Source organism: Pseudarthrobacter sp. H2 (genome assembly GCF_050157045.1).
Lineage (GTDB): Bacteria > Actinomycetota > Actinomycetes > Actinomycetales > Micrococcaceae > Arthrobacter.
Map to the genome: position 1 here is coordinate 2,330,760 of NZ_CP189594.1, position 18,834 is coordinate 2,349,593.

The window sequence follows — 18,834 nt, forward strand, 5'->3', positions numbered from 1 at the left end:
GATCGATCGATACTGTTGGGGTTGGTGGTGCCGGGTTGGTGGTGCCGGGTCAGAGGGTGAATCAGAGGGTGAAGCTGTTGGCGGCCTTCGGTGAGTGCTTGATCTTGAACGTTGTTCCGCCGAACGGTGCAGCGCCGATGCTCAACTTGGTGAAATCCAGGTCTTCGCCGCGGATGCAGACCTTGATCGCGTTCACGGTCTTGTTGACCTCCGGGGTCAGGCAGAAGATGTTGAGCTTGGCGTCGGAAAACTCGGAGCGGTCCACGATGCCCAGACCCCGCCACGCCAGGTGGCTGATGAGGGCGTCCTTGGCCTTTTCTTCCAGGTAGCGGTCGCGGTCCGTGCCGTCCTTGGTCTTCAGCGCGTACTGGGCCACCACCCAGAACTGTTCTTCTTCGGGGATTTCGGCGTAGCCGTCTTCGGCGCACTGCACCGCGAACGCGTCCATGAGGCCCTCGGCGGCGGCCGGGTCGGCGACGTCGGTCTCTTCCGTTTTGCTCTGGTGCCCGACGACGCCGTGGTTCATCACGAACTGCCGGTAGTCCTCGTCATACCAGGCCTCCCTGAATTCGAGGACCCCGTCGTCGTTGCGTTTGTAGACCCGGATAATTCCGCTCATGTGCCAGTTCCTTCCTGGGCCGTCCGGGTCACGGCACCAGGGGTGGCGCCGGCGGACGGTGATTGTGCTGTGGTGTTGACTGACGGTGCTGCTGCTGGTGCCGCTGACGCTGCTGGTGCTGGTTCAGCGGGCCGGTTCAAAGCAGCGGGAGGCTGCCGGTACTCGGGTGTTCCTGCCCGGGCAGCGGCCGCGCGAACGGAACCTTGGTCCCCAGTACCTGGGCCACGACGTCGTGGGTGATCCGCTGGGCTGTCAGCCCTACGCGCTCCAGCACCTGGCTGCGGGTGCCGTGATCCAGGAATTCCACCGGGAGCCCGACCTCGTTCAGCGCGGTATCGACGCCGGCGGCCCGCATCTCCTGCCGGATCCGGGAGCCGACGCCGCCGGCGCGCACGCCGTCCTCGATGCAGATGACGAGGCGGTGGTGCGAGGCCAGGGCAATGATGGATTTCCGGACCGGCAGGAGCCAGCGGGGGTCCACCACGGTGGAGCTGATGCCCTGCGCGCCGAGCCGGTTGGCGACATCCAGGGCGAGCTCGGACATCGCGCCCACGCTGATGATCAGCACATCGTTTTCGGTCGAGCCGGCGGGGCGGCGGGCGAGCACGTCGACGCCGTCGCGGAGCCGCTCGATGGCTTCCACCTCGGCCCCGACGCTGCCCTTGGAATACCGGATCACGCTGGGGGCGTCCTCGATGGCCACGGCTTCGCGCAGTTCCTCGCGGAGCCTGGTCGCGTCGCGGGGCGCCGCCAGGTGCAGCCCGGGGACAATCTGGACCATGGCCATGTCCCACATGCCGTGATGGCTCGGACCGTCGGGCCCGGTGACCCCGGCCCGGTCCAGGACGATGGTCACGCCGGCCTTGTGCAGGGCCACGTCCATCAGCAGCTGGTCGAAGGCTCGGTTGAGGAAGGTCGCGTAGACGGCGACGACCGGGTGCAGTCCCCCGAACGCCATGCCGGCGGCGGAGGTGAGGGCATGCTGTTCGGCGATGCCGACGTCGAACACCCGCTCCGGGTGCCGGGCGGCGAACTTGTGCAGCCCCACGGGGATCAGCATGGCCCCGGTGATGCCGACGACGTCCTTGCGCTCGTCCCCGATGTCGGCGATCTCGTCGGCGAAGACCGAGGTCCAGGACTTCGCGCCGCCGGCCTCCGTCGGTTCGCCCGTCTCGGGGTCGATGATTCCGACGGCATGGAACTGGTCCGCCTCGTGGGCTCGGGCCGGCGCGTAGCCGTGGCCCTTCTCCGTCATGGCGTGGACGATGACGGGTCCGGCGTAGTTCCTGGCCGTGGAAAGGGCGTTCTCCAGCGCCTGGAGGTTGTGGCCGTCCACGGGTCCGATGTACTTCATCCCGAGGTCCTCGAACATTCCCTGCGGCGCCCACCAGTCCTTGACGCCCTTCTTCATGGCATGCAGGCTGCGGTAGGTGAACTGGCCGGCGGGTCCGCCGTTCTGCAGCCGCCGTTTCCACCAGTCCAGCATGCCTTCATAGGCCGGCGCGGCGCGGAAGGAATCGATCGTGGGCCGCAGGGACGCGAGGTAGTCGGCGAAGCCGCCCACCGTCGGGGCGTAGGAGCGGCCGTTGTCGTTGACCACGATCACGACCCGCCGCTTCTTGTCCGCGGCAATGTTGTTGATGGCCTCCCAGGCCATGCCACCGGTCAGGGCGCCGTCCCCCACGACGGCGATGACGTACCGGTCGCCGTCGCCGGTCAGCTGCCGGGCGCGGGAGATGCCGTCGGCCCAGGACAGCGAGGACGAGGCGTGCGAGCTTTCGACGACGTCATGCTCGGATTCGCCGCGGTCAGGGTAGCCGGAGAGGCCGCCCTGCTGCCGGAGGGTGCTGAAATCCTGGCGGCCGGTGAGGAGTTTGTGGACGTAGGACTGGTGTCCGGTGTCGAAGACGATGCTGTCGCGGGGGGAATCGAAGATCCGGTGCACCGCGATGGTCAGCTCCACGACGCCGAGGTTGGGACCGAGGTGGCCGCCCGTCTGGGAAACGTTGCCGATCAGGAAATCCCTGACCTCCCCGGCCAGCTGATCCAGCTGCGCCACGGACAACTTGCTCAGGTCCTGCGGATTCCGGATGGTCTCCAAGATTCCCAACGGCCCCTCCTTCGGGTGGTAGACATGCCGTTTAACTCTAACGCCTCCCGGCCGGCACCGGGTGCCGGCCGGCTGCCGGACTGATCAGAGGAACGCGAAGGCCCCGGCCGGTCAATGACCGGCCGGGGCCTTCACAGCGTTACCAGTGCGCCCTCACGGGAGCAATCCCGCAAGGGACACACTGGCTAGTTGGCGGAGATCTGGCGCAGCACGTACTGCAGGATGCCGCCGTTGCGGTAGTAGTCCGCCTCGCCCGGGGTATCGATGCGCAGGACCGCATCGAAGGACGTGACCGAACCGTCTTCAGCCGTCGCGGTGACCTTGAGCGTCTTGGGCGTGGTGCCCTCGTTCAGGGCGGTGACGCCCTCAACCGCGAAGGTTTCCGTGCCGGTCAGCCCGAGGCTGGCAGCGTTCTGGCCGGCCGGGTACTGCAGGGGCAGGACGCCCATGCCGATCAGGTTGGAGCGGTGGATCCGCTCGTAGCTCTCGGCCACGACAGCCTTGACGCCCAGCAGCGCGGTACCCTTGGCAGCCCAGTCACGGGATGAGCCGGAGCCGTACTCCTTGCCGGCCAGGACCACCAGCGGGGTGCCGGCGCCCTGGTAGTTCTGCGCGGCGTCGTAGACGTAGGCCTGCGGGCCGTCGGCCTGGGTGAAGTCGCGGGTGAAGCCGCCCTCGACACCGTCCAGGAGCTGGTTCTTGATGCGGATGTTCGCGAAGGTGCCGCGGATCATGACCTCGTGGTTGCCACGGCGTGAGCCGTAGGAGTTGAAGTCCTTGCGCTCCACACCGTTGGCCAGCAGGTACTGGCCGGCCGGGGTGTCCGACTTGAAGGAGCCGGCCGGCGAGATGTGGTCCGTGGTGACCGAATCGCCGAGCTTGAGCAGCACGCGGGCGCCGGCGATGTCCTTGACCGGCTCCGGCTGGGCCTTCATGCCGTCGAAGTACGGGGGCTTCCGGACGTAGGTGGACTTGGGATCCCAGGCGAACGTGTCGCCGGCCGGGGTGGAGAGTGCCTTCCAGCGGTCGTCGCCGTCGAAGACGCCCTCGTAGCCGCGGGCGAACATGTCCTTGTCGATCGAGGAATCGATGACCTGCTGGACCTCGACCGGGTTCGGCCAGATGTCCTTCAGGAAGACGTCGTTGCCGGCCTCGTCCTTGCCGAGCGAGTCGGTGTCGAAGTCGAAGTCCATGGTCCCGGCCAAGGCGTAGGCGATGACCAGCGGCGGGGAGGCCAGGTAGTTCATCTTCACGTCCGGGTTGATCCGGCCTTCGAAGTTGCGGTTGCCGGACAGCACGGCGGTCACGGAAAGGTCGTTGGCCGCGATGGCCTCGGAGATTTCAGCGTCCAGCGGGCCGGAGTTGCCGATGCAGGTCGCGCAGCCGTAGCCCACGATGTAGAAGCCGAGCTTCTCCAGGTACGGGGTCAGGCCCGACTTGTTGTAGTAGTCGGTGACGACCTTGGAACCGGGCGCCACGGAGGTCTTGACCCACGGCTTGGACATCAGGCCCTTGTCCACGGCGTTGCGGGCCAGCAGTGCGGCGGCCAGCATCACGGACGGGTTGGACGTGTTGGTGCAGGACGTGATCGAGGCGATGGAGACTGCGCCGTGGTCCAGTTCGAATTCGCGGCCGTCTGCGGTCTTGATGTGCACCGGAGTGGACGGACGTCCCTCGGCACCGTTCGCCGCGGACTCCACGCGCTCGGTTTCCGTGGTGTGGGAATCGGCGTGGGTGAAGGAGGGCGGGTCCGAGGCCGGGAAGGACTCGTCCAGCGACTCGTCCACGCTGCCGTCGGTAAGCGCCACGTAGTTGTGGATGTCCTTGCGGAACTGTTCCTTCGCATTGGTGAGCTCGATGCGGTCCTGGGGACGCTTCGGGCCGGAGATGGAGGGAACGACCGTGGAGAGGTCCAGTTCGAGGTACTCGGAGAACTTGATCTCGTGCGAGGGATCGTGCCAGAGGCCCTGTTCCTTCGCGTAGGCCTCCACGAGGGCGACGTTCTGCTCGGACCGGCCGGTGAGGCGCAGGTAGTCGAGGGTGACGTCGTCGATCGGGAACATGGCGGCCGTGGAGCCGAACTCCGGGCTCATGTTGCCGATCGTGGCGCGGTTGGCCAGCGGCACGGCCGCGACGCCTTCGCCGTAGAACTCCACGAACTTGCCGACCACACCGTGCTTGCGCAGCTGTTCGGTGATGGTCAGGACGACGTCGGTGGCGGTGGCGCCTGACGGAATGGACCCGGTCAGCTTGAAGCCCACGACGCGCGGGATCAGCATGGAGACGGGCTGGCCGAGCATGGCCGCCTCGGCTTCGATGCCGCCCACGCCCCAGCCCAGCACGCCGAGGCCGTTGACCATTGTGGTGTGCGAATCGGTGCCGACGCAGGTGTCCGGGTAGGCCCGGAGGACGCCGTCGATTTCGCGGGTCATGACGGTGCGGGCCAGGTATTCGATGTTGACCTGGTGCACGATGCCGGTTCCCGGCGGGACGACCTTGAAGTCGTCGAACGCGGTCTGGCCCCAGCGCAGGAACTGGTAACGCTCCCCGTTGCGCTGGTATTCGATCTCCATGTTGCGCTCCAGTGCGCCGGAGTTGCCGAAGACGTCGGTCTGCACGGAGTGGTCGATTACCATTTCGGCCGGGGCGAGCGGGTTGACCCGCTTCGGGTCGCCGCCGAGCTCCTTGACTGCTTCACGCATGGTGGCCAGGTCCACAACGCAGGGCACGCCAGTGAAGTCCTGCATGATCACGCGCGCCGGCGTGAACTGGATTTCAGTGTCGGGCTCTGCGTTGGGGTTCCAACCGGCCAGTGCGCGGACGTGGTCGGCCGTAATATTGGCGCCATCCTCGGTCCTCAACAGGTTTTCAAGCAATACCTTGAGGCTGAACGGAAGGTTTTCTGCACCTTCGACGGAGTTCAACCGGAAAATCTCGTATTCGGTACCGGCTACATTAAGTTTGCCTTTTGAACCGAAGCTGTCCACAATGCTCATCGCAGGACTCCTCTCGCAACAGGTTTCATCTTTGCCGCGCCGCAGACCCCTTGCTAGTTAGGTCGGCCTAACTCGCGCAAGCCGCAAGGACGGGCTCAAGGAAACCCGCACGGATTGCAGGGGGTCAGCCGCGAAGACGGAGCGCGGCGTCGGACTACTACGCCCATAGTAGTGGCATCAGCGCTGGGGAGTCAGCAGCGCCACTGTCTCCATGTGGTGGGTGTGCGGATACAGGTCGAAGGCGCGCAGCCCGGCGAGTCCCCAGCCGCCCTGCCGGAAGTAACCCAGGTCGCGGGCGAAGGATGCCGGGTCGCAGGAGACGTAGGCGACGGCCCGGGGTCCGGCGGCGATCAGCTGGTTGATGACGTCCTTGCCGGCACCGGCCCGCGGCGGGTCCAGGATGACGGCGTCCAGGCTGCGGGGCTTCTGGCGCAGCACCCGTTCCACCCGGCCCTGGACGATCTCGACCTGGGAGGCGCCGTGCAGGTTCTTGCGCGCGTCCCGGCTGGTGCCGGGCGATCCCTCCACCGACAACACGGAGCCGGTCACGCCCACGGCGTCGGCCAGCGGCGCCGTGAAGAGCCCCGCCCCGGCATACAGGTCCGCCACGGCAGCCCCCGGCGTGAGGAAGCCGCCGTCGTGCAGGTAGCCGGTGACCGCCCCCACGAGCGTGTCCGGACCGTCCCGGTGGATCTGCCAGAAGCCGTCCCCCGTGACGCGGTAGTCGTGGCCGGCCGCGGATTCCTGCACCCAGGTGCGGCCGCGCAGCTGCAGCGCCTCACCCTTGGCGGGATCGAAGCTGGCCACCGAGACATCCTCCGGCAGCTGCGCCAGGATGGCGCTGAGGCGTTTGGCCCTGGTTCCGGGGGCAGGGACCAGGAGCACGAGCGGGCGCGAGCCGTTGGCGGGGGCGGCGACCTCCACGCGTTCGATGCCCTGCAGGTCGATCTCCCACAGCGCCAGGCCGTTGATCCCCGCTGCCGCCAGCGGCATTCCGCGGACCGGAAGGACGGTCTCGGAGCGGTGCGCGTGCATGCCGAGCTTGCCGGCGGGCGTCACGGCAAAGGCCGCGCGGGTACGCCAGCCCAGCCCCGCCCGCGCTCCGGACGGTGCGGGCTCCCCCACGGCTTCCACCGTGTTTTCCAGTGAAGCGGGAAGTTCGACGCCGGCGAGGCGCCGGAGCTGTTCGGCCAGCACCTCCGCCTTGAGGCTGCGCTGGCGTTCCAGCGAGATGTGGCCCAGCTCGGCGCCGCCGACGGGCGGGTGGCGGTGGGACCAGGAGCGCCCGGAGTCGGCGAGGTCCCAGAAGTGGTCCACCCGGTCAGGGGACGGCTCGAGGACTTCCACCACGTCGGCGCGCCAGAATTTGGCGGCGGGGCCGTCTTCGGTGAGCCGGACCCGCACCTTTTCGCCCGGGATGCCGTGGCGGACAAACACCACCCGTCCCTCATGGCGGGCCACGCAGTGCCCGCCGTGGGCCACCGGCCCGACGTCGACGACGAGGTCGGCAGGGGCGTGTGTCCGGGTGTCGGGGTTCATTGGATATCCTGCAGTCTCTTGGCTTCTTCGGACGATTTCAGCTGCCACGGCACGCTCGCGACCATGACTCCCGGCTCGAAGTGCAGCCGGGTCTTGATCCGCAGCGCGGTCTGGTTGTGGACCAGCTGCTCCCACCATTTGCCGACCACGTACTCGGGGATGTACACGACGATCAGGTCCCGCGGCGAATCCCGCCGCATGTTGGTGATGTATTCCATGATGGGCGTGACCGTTTCGCGGAACGGGCTGGCGAGCACCGTCAGCGGTACCGGGATGTCCAGCTTCTCCCAGTCGGCCACGGTCTGCGCCGTCTCGTCGGCGCTGATGTCCACCGTGATGGCGTCCAGCCGGGAGGGCCGCGACGCGCGGGCATAGGCCAGGGCCCGCAGGACCGGCTTGCGGATGTGCGAGACCAGCAGCACGGCGTGCACCCGGGTGGGCAGGGCCCGGGGCGAGGAGTCCTCGTCCACGGCGAGTTCTTTGGCGATGTTGTCATAGTGCGCCCGGATGCTCCACATGATCAGGAACAGGACGAACATGGCCAGCAGCGCGATCCAGGCGCCCTGCTGGAACTTCGTGACCAGCACGATCACCAGGACCAGGGCTGTCATGCCGAAGCCGATCGTGTTGATGGTGCGGGACTTGATCATCCGCAGTTTCGCCGCCGGGTCCTTGGCGAGTTTGAGTTCCCGGCCCCAGTGCCGGATCATGCCGAGCTGGCTCATGGTGAAGGAGATGAAGACACCCACGATGTAGAGCTGGATGAGCTTGGTGACGTCAGCGTTGAAGGCGATGATCAGCACGAGGGCGCCGGCGGCCAGCGCGAGGACGCCGTTGCTGAAGGCCAGCCGGTCCCCGCGGGTGCGCAGCTGGCGGGGCAGGTAACCGTCCTGGGCCAGGATCGAGCCGAGCACGGGGAAGCCGTTGAAAGCGGTGTTGGAGGCGAACACGAGGATCACGCCGGTGGCGGCGACCACGATGTAGAAGGGAATGGATCCGGCGCCGAAGATGGTCTGGGCGATCTGGCTGATGGCCGGGTTCTGGATGTAGCCCTCGGGCAGGGGCTTGCCGTCCAGCAGGAATTCCTTCGCCGGGTCCAGCACGATGTGGACCTTGGTGGCGTTGGCCAGGTAGATGATGCCGGCCAGCATGGCGGCGGCTATGACGCCGAGCAGCAGCAGCGTGGTGGCCGCGTTCTGGCTCTTGGGCTTCCGGAAGTTCGGCACGCCGTTGCTGATGGCCTCGACGCCGGTCAGCGCCGCGGCCCCGGAGGAGAAGGCCCGGAGCAGCAGGAACGCGCCGGCGAGGCCGACCAGCCCCTCATCGAATCCTTCCTCGGGAATAATCGTGAAGGCCGCGGACGGCGCCTCGCCGAGCTGCCCGGTGACGGCCTGGAAAATGCCGATGGCCGTCATGCCCAGGATGGAGGCCATGAAGATGTAGGTCGGCACGGCGAAGACGCTGCCGGCTTCCCTGATGCCGCGCAGGTTCACGAGGGCGAGGATCACCACGCCCACGGTCGCGATGGCGGCCTGCTGGCCGTGCAGCGACGGGACGGCGGTGGTCAGGTAGGCGGCGGCCGAGGACATCGACACGGCGACCGTCAGGACGTAGTCCACGAGCAGCGCGGCGGCGACGGTGAGGCCCGCGTACTTGCCCAGGTTTTCGTTCGCGATCTCGTAGTCGCCGCCGCCGGAGGGGTAGGCATGGACGTTCTGGCGGTAGGAGGCGACGACGGTCAGCAGCACCACCATCACGGCCAGCCCCACCCAGGGCGAGAACGCCACCGCGCTGACGCCGGCAAGCGCGAGTGTCAGCAGGATTTCGTCCGGCGCGTAGGCCACGGACGACAGCGCATCCGAGGCGAAGATGGGAAGCGCGATCCGCTTCGGCAGCAGGGTGTGGGCCAGACGGTCGTTCCGGAAGGGCCTGCCTACCAGCACCCGCTTCACGGCATTGAATATTGTCAGCACCACACAAAGCTAGTCTGATTCGGACGCGATGTCATGACGGCCCCAGTCCCCGGGCAGCGGGGGCTGCACGGCGGCCCGTGGCCGGTAGAGTTTACCCGGCAGCAGACGCGGCAGCAGGCAGAGGACAGAGGAGGCATGTGTGGCGCACTTCGTGATCATGGGTTGTGGCCGGGTGGGGGCAACCCTGGCGCACACGCTGGAGGATGCCGGCCATTCGGTGGCCATCATCGACCAGGACGACCGTGCTTTCCGGCGGCTCCGCACGGGTTTCTTGGGCCGCAAGGTCACCGGCGTCGGCTTTGACCGGGACACGCTCAAGCAGGCCGGCGTCGAGGAGGCCTACGCCTTCGCTGCCGTGTCCAGCGGCGACAATTCCAATATCCTGGCCACCCGCGTGGCCCGCGAAACCTTCCACGTCCCCCATGTGGTCGCCAGGATCTATGATCCGGGCCGCGCGGAGATCTACCAGCGCCTCGGCATCCCCACGGTCGCGGCGGTGCGCTGGAGCGCCGACCAGGTCCTCCGCCGGATCCTTCCCGAGCAGCACCTTGCCGGTGACTTCCGGGATCCTTCGGGCCGGCTGGTGCTCGCCGAAGTGGACCTGAACGCCGGCTGGATCGGGCACCCGGTGGCCTCGATCGAGAAGGCGGCGGGTATCCGGATCGCCTATCTGACCCGGTTCGGTGAGGGCATGCTGCCCGTGGCCGGCACCTCCTTCCAGGACGGCGATACCGTGCACGCCATGCTGAGCGTGGACCGCAGCTCCGAGGTCGCCCATATTCTTGCCAAGTCCCCCGCCAAGGAGTCCTGAGTGAAAGTCGTCATCGTCGGCGCGGGAAGCGTCGGTTCCTCGATCGCCCGCGAACTGCTGGCCCATAGGCACGAAATCCTGCTGATCGACCTGAAGCCGGAGGTCATCGGCCGCAGCGGCCTGCGCGGCGCCCACTGGCTGGTCGGCGATGCCTGCGAACTGAGCACGCTCCAGGACGCCAAGCTCGAGGACGCCGACGTCGTGGTCTCCGCCACCGGCGACGACAAGGTCAACCTGGTGGTCTCGCTGCTGGCCAAGACCGAGTTCGGCGTCGGCCGGACGGTGGGCCGGGTCAACAACCCGAAGAACGACTGGATGTTCGATGATTCGTGGGGCGTCGACGTCGCGGTCAACACCCCGCAGCTGATGACGGCCCTCGTGGAGGAAGCGGTGGAGATCGGCGACCTCGTCCGGTTGCTGACCCTCCAGACCGGGGTGTCCTCGCTGGTCGAGTTCACGGTCCCCCACGATTCCCACGTGATCGGACTGACCGTGGGCGATATCGAGTGGCCCGAGGACGCCACCCTGGTCGCGATCCTGCGGGACCAGGCCCCGATCACGCCAAGCCGTGATGACGTGATCGACGGCGGGGATGAACTGTTCTTCGTGACCACGATCGCGGCCGAGGACGATCTCCGGGCCCTGCTCTCCCCCGAATCACCGGTCGACGAGCGGCACCCGGTGACCTCGGACCAGCACGGCCACGAGAACCATGTGCCCACGGATGACGGCTTCGACGGCTGAACAGCCCGCCGCCCCGCTCCCCCAACTGGCTCGCATTAGTTGACGTTTTGAGGGCCCAAAACGGCAACTACTGCGAGTCAGTTGGGTTCGGGAGCCGGGGCCGGGGCGGGCTTGGTCAGCAGCCACGCGATCCACACGCCCAGGATGTACAGCGGCAACCCCATCAGGAGCCGGGTCGTGGCCAGGCCGGCGAGGCCGGGCTCGCCCATCAGGTACAGGGGCACCTGCACCACCAGGCGCAGCACCAGGACCGAGACGATCACCCAGGTGCCGATCCGGTACGCCTTCACCCTGGCCGGGTGCTTGCGCCACTCCACCCCCTCGTTCCGGATGAAACCGAACAGCAGGCCGGCGAAGGGCCAGCGGACGGCAATCGAGAGGGACATCGCCAGGATGGACCCGGCATTGGTGAGGAAGCCGATGACATAGAAGTCCTCGGCTTTTCCGGTGGTGTTGGCAAGCCACGCCGACAGGCCGACGCCGACGATCCCGGCCAGCGCCTGGGTCAGCGGGCGGCGCTGGATCAGCCGGGCGACGGTGAACACCGCGGCCGCCGCCAGCGCTGCGATCAGGGCCATGGTCAGATCACGCATGATGGTGAACACGATGAGGAAGAGAAGACCGGGCAGGATGCTCTCGGCGATGCCCTGGAAGCCGCCGGCGCTCTTCAATACGTCGATGTTGCCGTCGCTGGAACGGTGCAGTCCGGCCTTCGCCGCATAGCCCTCGGCGAGCTGGGCCACCGAGGGGGCCACCGAGGGCTGCGCCGGGGTCTTCTCCGCGGAGCCAGGCTCTGGATGTTCGGGCAAGGTCATTGCTCCTCCTGGCGGGAGAGTATCTCGTAGCGGGGATTGAACATGGTGGGCAGTCCGTCACGGATCGTGACCATGCCCTCGAGCCGGAGTTCGGTGCCGGCGTCGATCCCGGGGATGCGCCGCCGTCCCAGCCAGATGACGCGCAGCCGGTCCTGGGGGCGGCCCGCGCCCTGGCGTTGCACCGCCGCCGCGGCACGCGGCCTCGGCGGGGCGTCGTCATGGTCGACGAGGATGGCGATGAAGGACGCCACCTTGCTCGCCGGCGCGTACGTGACCGATTCGATGAAGCCGTGGCACAGCACCCGCCCCCGGTCCGGCAGTTCCCTGACGGAGACCGGCGCAACAGGTTCCTTGCGGGCGGCATCAACCAATCTGGGTAATCTCCGGTCCGCGTTCGGGCTGGCCCAGCTCCGGGGCGGCCATGGGGGCGGGTGCCGCGTTGTCCGTGGGCAGGCGGAGCTGCAGCAGGTCGCGCGGCGGCATCGGGTTCTCGCCGCGGACCACCACGATCTGCCGGAACATGTCTTCGAGCGCGGCCGCCGCGGCCCGGTCCAGTGCGGCCTCGCCGCCCAGGACGCCCCGGAGGAACCAGCGGGGACCGTCGACGCCGATGAAGCGCGCCGCCCGGTAACCGTGCGTGCCGTCCGTGCCGCCGGCCGGAAGCTTGGCGACGAGTTCGGTGCCAAAGCTGCCCTGGATCTCCTCGACCTGGCCGCCCTGGCTGCCGACGGACTGGCCGATCTGCTCGCGGATTTCTTCCCAGAGGCCTTCGGAGCGGGGAGCGGCAAACGCCTGCAGCTGCAGGCTTGAGCCATCCAGGTCCATGGTCACAGCCACCACGCGCTGCGTGGCCTCCTCGACCTCAAGCCGGAGCTGCAGGCCTTCACGGGGCGCGATCAGGAGCGCCCCGAGATCCACATAGCCGTCCTGGCTCTGGATTTCAGAGACGTCGAAGGGACCCTTGGAAACACGGAAATCGCCGGCGGAAGCCGCGGCGGAGCCAACAGCCGCGGCCTCCGGGGTTTCCGGCTCCGTCAGCTGTTCCTGCTTGGCTTTCCTGCCACGCCCAAAAACCATGGGTTGTCTCCTTAGTTGTGATCCTGTGCCGCCGCTCGGCGTCCGCGCGGCGGCGCCCCTTCCCGGGGGCAGGCGCCTGCTTGAAATCCCTGCATAAAACTGTGGGCCCAACCGTGGGCCGGACCGTGGGCCGGACCGTGGGCCGGACCGTGGGCCGGACAACGGCTCCGGGTCAGGCCTGCGCGCCGAAGCCGCCGGTGGATCCGAAGCCCCCCGCGCCGCGGACCGAGCCGTCCAGTTCCTCGACGGGCAGGAACCGGGCGTGTTCCACGCGCTGGATGACCATTTGTGCAATTCTATCGCCGCGCTTGAGTTCGATCGCCTCGTGCCGGTCGGTATTGAGCAGTGTCACGGCGATTTCTCCCCGGTAGCCCGCGTCCACGGTGCCGGGAGCGTTCACCACCGTCAGTCCATGTTTGGTGGCCAGGCCCGACCGCGGGTGGATCAGGGCGACGAAGCCGTGCGGCAGGGCGATGGACACGCCCGTCGGAACGAGGCGGCGCTCCCCCGGCTCCAGCACGACGTCCTCGCGCGCGCGCAGGTCCGCTCCTGCGTCGCCCGGGTGCGCGTACGACGGCGGTTCCAGTCCGTCGTCGAGCATCTTCAGCTGCACGGTAAGGGTGGGGGCGGCGGTGTTCTCTTCAGTCACAGTCCCTCACTCTAACGCCAGCACCAGGATAGGCCTAGCCGGGGCAGCCCCGCCCGTGCGCCTGCCCCGCGTACCTGCCCCGTGCACGCGTCCCGTGCCCCTGCCCTGCCCACAGGCGGGTGCGCCGCGGCACCCAAGATGAAATAGCCCGGAAAAAGTGGAAAGCTGGGCCTATGCCAGAATCCAGCGCAGCTGCGCCTGCCCCCAAGAGCGCACCCGGTGCCGCCACCGTTCTTTATACCGAGAAGCTCTGGCCGAACTTCTGGATCTGGCTGGTCTCGGCGGGACTCTCAAGCGCCGGAATCCTGATGCTGGCACCCATCAGCCTCACGGTGGGGATCACCGCCGCCGTCGTGCTGTTTGCCATAATCGCCGTGCTGCTGGTCCTCTCCACGCCGACCATCACGGTGACAGCGTCAACCGTCCGGGTCGGCCGGGCCACCATTGAACGCAGCTTCATCGGAACCGCGACCGCGTTCCGCCGCGCCGAAGCAACGGCGGAACGCGGCACCCGGCTCAACGGCCTGGCGTTTCTGTGCATCCGCGGCTGGGTGGATCCCGTGGTCCGGATCGAAATCACCGACCCGACCGACCGGACCCCGTACTGGCTGACGTCCAGCCGGCACCCGGAGCAGCTGGTCGACGCCCTTCAGGGCTGACGCCCGGCGTGGCCCGTGGGCCTAGCCCTCGCATTCCTTGCAGTACAGGAATCCATCCTTTTCGCGGGCGATCTGCGAACGGTGGCGGACCAGGAAGCAGGAGGCACAGGTGAATTCGTCTGCCTGGGCCGGCAGCACCCGGACCAGCAGTTCCTCCCCGGACAGGTCAGCGCCGGGGAGTTCGTAACCTTCGGCGAGGTCGGATTCGTCTTCATCCACCACCGCGGGAGGCTTCTCCGTACGCCGCGCCTTCAACGCCTCGATGGAGTCCTCGCTGAGGTCCTCCTCGGTCTTGCGCGGCGCATCGTAATCTGTCGCCATTATTTGTTGCTCACACCCTGCACTTGTACGAGTTGTTCGATTGGTCCGCCGTCTCCGGGCAGTCCTGCCGGGCTGGTAACCCCGCACCCCTCCCGGGACCGGTTCTCCGTTGTCAACACCGGACACGCGGATTTTGTGCCCGATGTCGGGTCATTTTTGCTTAAGCTGCCGCCGAAAGCCAGAGCCCTGCAATCCATGACCGGCGCCCCGTCCCCGGAGGGCCGGAAAACAGGCGGAAAGTCGCGGAAAATGACGGCGCGCCCTCTGTCCTAACGGGAAATACCGCCCATCAGTGGCAGAGTTTCGCTTGTTAGTAATGCCAGGGTGGAGGATTTGTATGCAGGATCTACGGCTTGTAGGCGTCCACGACGACGGGGAGCATCTCCTGTTGCGCGGCGCCGGCGGCGAGAAGTTCCAGCTGTCAATCGATGAGGCGCTTCGGGTGGCAGTCAGCCGGTCGTCGGCGAAAGCCGCATCGGGCGGGGGCACCGCGCCTATTGCCATGTCTCCGCGCGATATCCAGGCGCGGATCCGCAGCGGCGCGACGGCTGCCGAAGTGGCTGAGCTCGCCGGCATCGCGCTGGCGAAGGTCCAGCGCTACGAGGGCCCCGTGCTTGCCGAGCGTGAGCACGTGGCCATGCAGGCCCGCAAGGTCGAGGTTGCCGCGCCTGCCCCCGGCCAGGACGTCTACCGTTCGGTATTCGGCGACAACCCGGCGTCCCTCGGCGAGATGGTGGCGCACCGGCTGACCGCCCACGGCGTCGAGCCGTCGACCGTGGAGTGGGATTCCTGGCGGCGCCCGGACGGCAGCTGGAATGTCGTGGCCCGCTTCGAGGCGAAGCCCGGCGTGCAGCCCGTCATCGGCGAGGAGCCCCCGGCCATGTGGACGTTCAATCCCGCCCGGAAGTCGCTGCAGAATGCAAACCGCTGGGCCCAGCAGCTCAGCGAACTCGAGCCGCTGGACGGCCCCGTTCCGGCGCGCCGGCTCTCGGCCGTCGCGGACCGGCCCTTTGATTTTGAGTCCGACGCCGACGCCGCGGCCAGGACCGCGACCGCCCAGCTCACCGTCATCCAGCAGCTGCTGCAGGACAGGAGCTACCAGGAGCACGCCCAGCAGGACAAGGACGCGAACGGGCTGCTCGACATGCTGCGCTCCCGCCGCGGACAGCGCCTCGGCGTCAACGAGGACGCAGACGACGCCCTCGCCCTGCTCCTGACCAACGGCGTTCCGGCGGCCCACCCGCGGCCCTCCGAAGCCGGCCAGGAGCCGGAACCCAATCCGGCCGCGGCCCCGGACCCGGCGCCGGACCAGGAGAGCGTGGCGCCCCCGTCCGATGCCTTGGCGGCGCCGGTCCAGGATGCCTTGGCCCGGCGGCGCGACGGGCGGCCCTCCATGCTGTCACGCCTCACCCTGGCCCCCCCTCGCCCGGAGGAAGGCGATGACGCGCTCAAGCTGCACGACGGCGTCAGCACCGAAACCCGGGAGATCACCATCGCGGCTTCGCAGCTGCGCCCGCTCGGCCAGGCGGGCACCGCCAGCAAAGGCCTGGACGAGCTGATCGGCGGCGGAACGTCCCGGCGCCAGCAGCGCGAATCGCCGGCAGCGTCCCGCACCGACCGGGAGGCAGAGCAGCCGGAACGCCAGCCGGGCAAGCCGAAGCGCTCGAGCGTGCCCAGCTGGGATGAAATAGTCTTCGGAACCCGCAACGACTGAACGCCGCGGCCTTCCCGGCCGGGTTCTTCAGGGATCCGCGTTCTTCAGGGATCCGCGGAGGTCAGGACCGGCGCAGGTCCCCGGCCCCGCCCGACAGCGCGGCATCCACCTCGAAGGGCAGCAACTGCTCCTCGGCAGCCATCAGGCTGGCCGCGTGGGCGGTGACACTGCGCATGAAGTGGCGCCGGCACAGCGTCTCATAGCCGACGACGGGCGTGTGGCCGGCGTCGGTGCCGAAGGTCCCGGCGGCCACGCCGACGTCGCCGACCACCACCTGTTCGCCCTCCAGCACCATCACGCCGTCGACGGTGCGTGCGTTGTGCGTGGCGCGGCGGCCGCACCAGCACAGGGCCTCGACCTGCAGCACCCGGACGCGGTCCGCGAGCTCAATCAGCCGCTGCGAACCGGGAAAAAGCCGGGTCCGGAAGTCGGCAGTGATGCCGAAGGCAAAGACGTCGACGCCGATCTCATCCACCACGCGCGCGAGCTGTTCGACCTGCTCCGGCGAGTAGAACTGTGCCTCGTCGCAGATCAGGTAGTCCACGCGCAGGCCGGTGGTGCGCCGTCGTACCACTTCATCCCAGAAGTCCGTGCCGTCCAGCACCTCGACGCAATCCGTCTCAAGCCCGAGCCGGCTGGAGATACGGGTGCCGCCGGCCCGGTCATTGCGGCTGAACCGCACGCCGCCGCGCCCGCGGGCCCGGTGGTTGTAGTCCATCTGCAGCGCCAGGGTGGATTTTCCGCAGTCCATGGTGCCGGAAAAGAAGACAAGCTCAGCCACGCGGCGGCGCCTTCTTACCCTCGGCCTTGAAGCACAGCAGCGGGACTTCCCGCTCCGCCTTCGTCAGCGATCCGTGCTGGCCCACCACCTCGAGGGCGGTCGGGCGCGCCCGCCGGGTGTCGTAAAGGGCCAGGGCATCCCGGGCGGCGATCATGACGTCGCCGATCCGCGGGGCAACCTCGGCGCGGACGTCCCCGAACAGGCCGCCGTCGATGGCCTCGTCCCGGGTGAAGGCCCAGATCCGGTCACCGAACCGGGCACGCCAGGCATCGATCAGCCGCGCCCGGCCGGCCCCGCCCAGGCCCGCCTCAAGGTAGAGGTGGACCATCCGGGGTTCCCCCGCGGTGTGCCGGACACCGGCGATGAGGGCAGGGTCGGCCGAATAGTCGATCCGCTGTGATTCCGGCACGTCCAGCATGCCGTGGTCAGCCGTGAGCAGCACGGTGGTGCCGGGCGGCAGGGTGGCGTTGAGCCGCTGCACGGTGGCATCAAGTTCCTCGAGCTGGTACTCCCACTGTGGTGACTGGCAGCCGTGGCGGTGGCCGGCCTTGTCCAGGTCATTGACGTAGAAGTACATCAGGGCAGGGCCCGGGCCGGCCATGGCCTCGGCGGCGGCGGCGGTCCGGGCGTGCGAGGTGGTGCCGGTGACAAAGCGGCCGCCCCGGAGCGCGGCCTGGGTCATGGCCGAGTCGCTGAACTGGGGCAGGCTGACAGTGGTGACATCCACGTGCCCTGCGGCGCGCTCGAAGACGGTCGGGAACGGCTGCCATTGCCGCGGGTCGACGCCGGGGTCCCAGTTGCCGAGCATGTTCACCACCCGGTCCTGGTCCGGGTCCAGCACGTCGTAGCCGACCATGCCGTGCTGCCCGGCCGGGATTCCGGTGCCGAAGCTGGCCAGGGACGCTGCCGTGGTGGACGGGAAGGCCGAGTCCAGCCAGACCGGCACCTTCCCCTGGCCGGCCTGCAGGACGGAGCGCAGGAACGGGGTGTGCGCCGACTTCTGCTTCAGCAGGTTCCGGCCCAGTCCGTCGGCCAGGACGACGCAGACCCGCTTGGCCGCGGGCAGGTTCAGCCGGTTCTCGAAGCCGGGGACCCCCAGGCTGGCGGCGGCGCTGGTGAGCACCTCGGCGATGGAGCGCTGCCCGAAGGCCGGAGCCGGCGGCAGCGCGGGGGCCGCAGCGGTGGGGACAGAAACCGGCTCGGGCACGCGGACCAGGGCCATTTAGCGCTGGTGGCCGCGGCTGAGGCGGTTCCCGAACATGCTGATCCGCGGGCGCGGGGGCAGGCCGGGCCCGGTATGCGGAGCCGGGGCGGCGGAACCGGTGTTCACCGCGCGGAGGGCCCGGGCGAAGAGCTTGGCGTCCTGGACAGCCTGCAACCCGTCGGCCTCGGCGCTGATCCGCAGGACAATGTCCTCCTGGGCGATGGTGCCGCTGTAGCCGTGGTCGGCCTCGCACTGCGGATCCCCGCAGCTGGCCGGACCCATGTCGAGGCGCTGCCCGCCGGACCAGGCGATGGACAGGGTGAGCTCGCGGACCGGGTCCGATGCCTTGTAGTCCTGCGGCTGGGCGTAGACGTAGCTGAGCACCACGGAGCGGATCTGCGTCACGGGAACGGATTCGGTGGAGACCTGCGCCACGGTCTGTTCGCCGGCTTCATCGAGCTGCTGGTCGTCCACGTGGGTGATCACCAGCATGTCCTCGGTCAGCACCAGCACGGTGATGTGGCGCCGGACCTCGGCCCGGTCGAAGTGCGTCTCAAGGTGGACCAGGTGCGCCACGCAGTCACGGCCGTCCAGGGCGTCGGCGACGACGTCGGCGACGAGCCGGGGGTAGAAACCGGCCTGCTGGAGGGCCCCTTCCAGGCTGTGACCCTGCGCGCTGTGGTCATGGAGTCCGGGGTGGTGCGCGGCCGGGCGTCCGGGGACTGGCGCCAGGGGCTTGGGTGTCGGCTGCTGGAAACTCATGGTCTCCATTTTCACAGATCGGCTGGGGACATGCTAACTGCGCCTTATGCCGCAGGCACG

17 protein-coding genes are annotated in these 18,834 nt (G+C 68.3%); 4 read left to right on the forward strand and 13 right to left on the reverse strand.

Annotation, left to right across the window (positions count from 1 at the left end):
• Window positions 1-61 precede the first annotated feature (61 nt).
• The 5 genes from ACQCSZ_RS11095 to ACQCSZ_RS11115 form a co-directional block, all read right to left on the reverse strand.
• Window positions 62-619 carry a hypothetical protein gene (locus ACQCSZ_RS11095; protein WP_427008029.1) on the reverse strand — a complete coding sequence of 186 codons (558 nt, stop codon included), beginning with the start codon at window positions 617-619 and terminating at the stop codon, window positions 62-64.
• Between the two features lie 136 nt (window positions 620-755).
• Complete coding sequence (gene dxs, locus ACQCSZ_RS11100; protein WP_427008030.1) at window positions 756-2,729, reverse strand: 1-deoxy-D-xylulose-5-phosphate synthase; 1,974 nt, start codon at window positions 2,727-2,729, stop codon at window positions 756-758.
• A 185-nt stretch (window positions 2,730-2,914) separates the two neighbouring features.
• Entirely contained in the window at window positions 2,915-5,725 is a 2,811-nt protein-coding gene (locus ACQCSZ_RS11105; RefSeq protein ID WP_427008031.1) for an aconitate hydratase, read from the reverse strand.
• Window positions 5,726-5,902: 177 nt separating this feature from the next.
• On the reverse strand, window positions 5,903-7,264 hold the full coding sequence (locus ACQCSZ_RS11110) for a class I SAM-dependent RNA methyltransferase (protein ID WP_427008032.1): 1,362 nt from the start codon (window positions 7,262-7,264) through the stop codon (window positions 5,903-5,905).
• A complete protein-coding gene (locus ACQCSZ_RS11115) occupies window positions 7,261-9,237 on the reverse strand; it encodes an APC family permease (protein WP_427008033.1) in 1,977 nt (658 codons plus the stop codon). The genes ACQCSZ_RS11110 and ACQCSZ_RS11115 overlap by 4 nt, the downstream gene beginning before the upstream one ends.
• 139 nt (window positions 9,238-9,376) lie before the next feature.
• Here ACQCSZ_RS11115 and ACQCSZ_RS11120 point away from each other — a divergent pair, with 139 nt between their 5' ends.
• A complete protein-coding gene (locus ACQCSZ_RS11120; RefSeq protein WP_427008034.1) occupies window positions 9,377-10,048 on the forward strand; it encodes a potassium channel family protein in 672 nt (223 codons plus the stop codon).
• Window positions 10,049-10,792 (forward strand): potassium channel family protein, encoded by a 744-nt coding sequence (locus ACQCSZ_RS11125; RefSeq protein WP_427008035.1) that lies wholly within the window; start codon window positions 10,049-10,051, stop codon window positions 10,790-10,792. It abuts the gene before it with no gap.
• A gap of 77 nt (window positions 10,793-10,869) precedes the next feature.
• Here ACQCSZ_RS11125 and ACQCSZ_RS11130 read toward each other — a convergent pair whose 3' ends face one another.
• The 4 genes from ACQCSZ_RS11130 to dut form a co-directional block, all read right to left on the reverse strand.
• Window positions 10,870-11,607, reverse strand: a complete 738-nt coding sequence (locus ACQCSZ_RS11130) for a DUF3159 domain-containing protein (protein WP_427008036.1) — start codon at window positions 11,605-11,607, stop codon at window positions 10,870-10,872.
• On the reverse strand, window positions 11,604-11,978 hold the full coding sequence (locus ACQCSZ_RS11135; protein WP_427008037.1) for a hypothetical protein: 375 nt from the start codon (window positions 11,976-11,978) through the stop codon (window positions 11,604-11,606). Before ACQCSZ_RS11135 ends, ACQCSZ_RS11130 begins: the two co-directional genes overlap by 4 nt.
• Window positions 11,971-12,684 carry a DUF3710 domain-containing protein gene (locus ACQCSZ_RS11140; protein ID WP_427008038.1) on the reverse strand — a complete coding sequence of 238 codons (714 nt, stop codon included), beginning with the start codon at window positions 12,682-12,684 and terminating at the stop codon, window positions 11,971-11,973. Before ACQCSZ_RS11140 ends, ACQCSZ_RS11135 begins: the two co-directional genes overlap by 8 nt.
• 172 nt (window positions 12,685-12,856) lie before the next feature.
• Window positions 12,857-13,333 (reverse strand): dUTP diphosphatase, encoded by a 477-nt coding sequence (gene dut / locus ACQCSZ_RS11145; RefSeq protein ID WP_211878675.1) that lies wholly within the window; start codon window positions 13,331-13,333, stop codon window positions 12,857-12,859.
• 173 nt (window positions 13,334-13,506) lie between these two features.
• Here dut and ACQCSZ_RS11150 point away from each other — a divergent pair, with 173 nt between their 5' ends.
• Window positions 13,507-13,992 (forward strand): DUF3093 domain-containing protein, encoded by a 486-nt coding sequence (locus tag ACQCSZ_RS11150; RefSeq protein WP_427008039.1) that lies wholly within the window; start codon window positions 13,507-13,509, stop codon window positions 13,990-13,992.
• Window positions 13,993-14,013: 21 nt separating this feature from the next.
• Here ACQCSZ_RS11150 and ACQCSZ_RS11155 read toward each other — a convergent pair whose 3' ends face one another.
• Complete coding sequence (locus ACQCSZ_RS11155; protein ID WP_427008040.1) at window positions 14,014-14,313, reverse strand: DUF4193 domain-containing protein; 300 nt, start codon at window positions 14,311-14,313, stop codon at window positions 14,014-14,016.
• Window positions 14,314-14,650: 337 nt separating this feature from the next.
• Here ACQCSZ_RS11155 and sepH point away from each other — a divergent pair, with 337 nt between their 5' ends.
• Window positions 14,651-16,027: a septation protein SepH gene (gene sepH, locus ACQCSZ_RS11160; RefSeq protein ID WP_427008041.1), complete on the forward strand. Its 1,377-nt coding sequence runs from the start codon at window positions 14,651-14,653 to the stop codon at window positions 16,025-16,027.
• A 61-nt stretch (window positions 16,028-16,088) separates the two neighbouring features.
• On the opposite strand, the gene ACQCSZ_RS11165 is transcribed toward sepH, so the two are convergent.
• From ACQCSZ_RS11165 to ACQCSZ_RS11175, 3 genes are read right to left on the reverse strand one after another with little or no spacing between them, the layout of a single operon-like run.
• Complete coding sequence (locus tag ACQCSZ_RS11165) at window positions 16,089-16,808, reverse strand: thymidine kinase (protein ID WP_427008042.1); 720 nt, start codon at window positions 16,806-16,808, stop codon at window positions 16,089-16,091.
• Window positions 16,801-18,030, reverse strand: coding sequence for an alkaline phosphatase family protein (locus tag ACQCSZ_RS11170; protein WP_427008043.1), 1,230 nt, complete (start codon window positions 18,028-18,030; stop codon window positions 16,801-16,803). Before ACQCSZ_RS11170 ends, ACQCSZ_RS11165 begins: the two co-directional genes overlap by 8 nt.
• Window positions 18,031-18,774, reverse strand: a complete 744-nt coding sequence (locus ACQCSZ_RS11175) for a DUF5998 family protein (protein WP_427008044.1) — start codon at window positions 18,772-18,774, stop codon at window positions 18,031-18,033.
• Window positions 18,775-18,834: the final 60 nt, after the last annotated feature.

What these genes read in the sequence shown, in the direction of transcription:
- ACQCSZ_RS11095 (WP_427008029.1), bottom strand. Translation starts at nt 619, where the DNA reads ATGAGCGGAATTATCCGGGTCTACAAACGCAACGACGACGGGGTCCTC.
- ACQCSZ_RS11105 (WP_427008031.1), bottom strand. Translation starts at nt 5,725, where the DNA reads ATGAGCATTGTGGACAGCTTCGGTTCAAAAGGCAAACTTAATGTAGCC.
- ACQCSZ_RS11110 (WP_427008032.1), bottom strand. Translation starts at nt 7,264, where the DNA reads ATGAACCCCGACACCCGGACACACGCCCCTGCCGACCTCGTCGTCGAC.
- ACQCSZ_RS11130 (WP_427008036.1), bottom strand. Translation starts at nt 11,607, where the DNA reads ATGACCTTGCCCGAACATCCAGAGCCTGGCTCCGCGGAGAAGACCCCG.
- ACQCSZ_RS11140 (WP_427008038.1), bottom strand. Translation starts at nt 12,684, where the DNA reads ATGGTTTTTGGGCGTGGCAGGAAAGCCAAGCAGGAACAGCTGACGGAG.
- ACQCSZ_RS11150 (WP_427008039.1), top strand. Translation starts at nt 13,507, where the DNA reads ATGCCAGAATCCAGCGCAGCTGCGCCTGCCCCCAAGAGCGCACCCGGT.
- ACQCSZ_RS11155 (WP_427008040.1), bottom strand. Translation starts at nt 14,313, where the DNA reads ATGGCGACAGATTACGATGCGCCGCGCAAGACCGAGGAGGACCTCAGC.
- sepH (WP_427008041.1), top strand. Translation starts at nt 14,651, where the DNA reads ATGCAGGATCTACGGCTTGTAGGCGTCCACGACGACGGGGAGCATCTC.
- ACQCSZ_RS11170 (WP_427008043.1), bottom strand. Translation starts at nt 18,030, where the DNA reads ATGGCCCTGGTCCGCGTGCCCGAGCCGGTTTCTGTCCCCACCGCTGCG.
- ACQCSZ_RS11175 (WP_427008044.1), bottom strand. Translation starts at nt 18,774, where the DNA reads ATGAGTTTCCAGCAGCCGACACCCAAGCCCCTGGCGCCAGTCCCCGGA.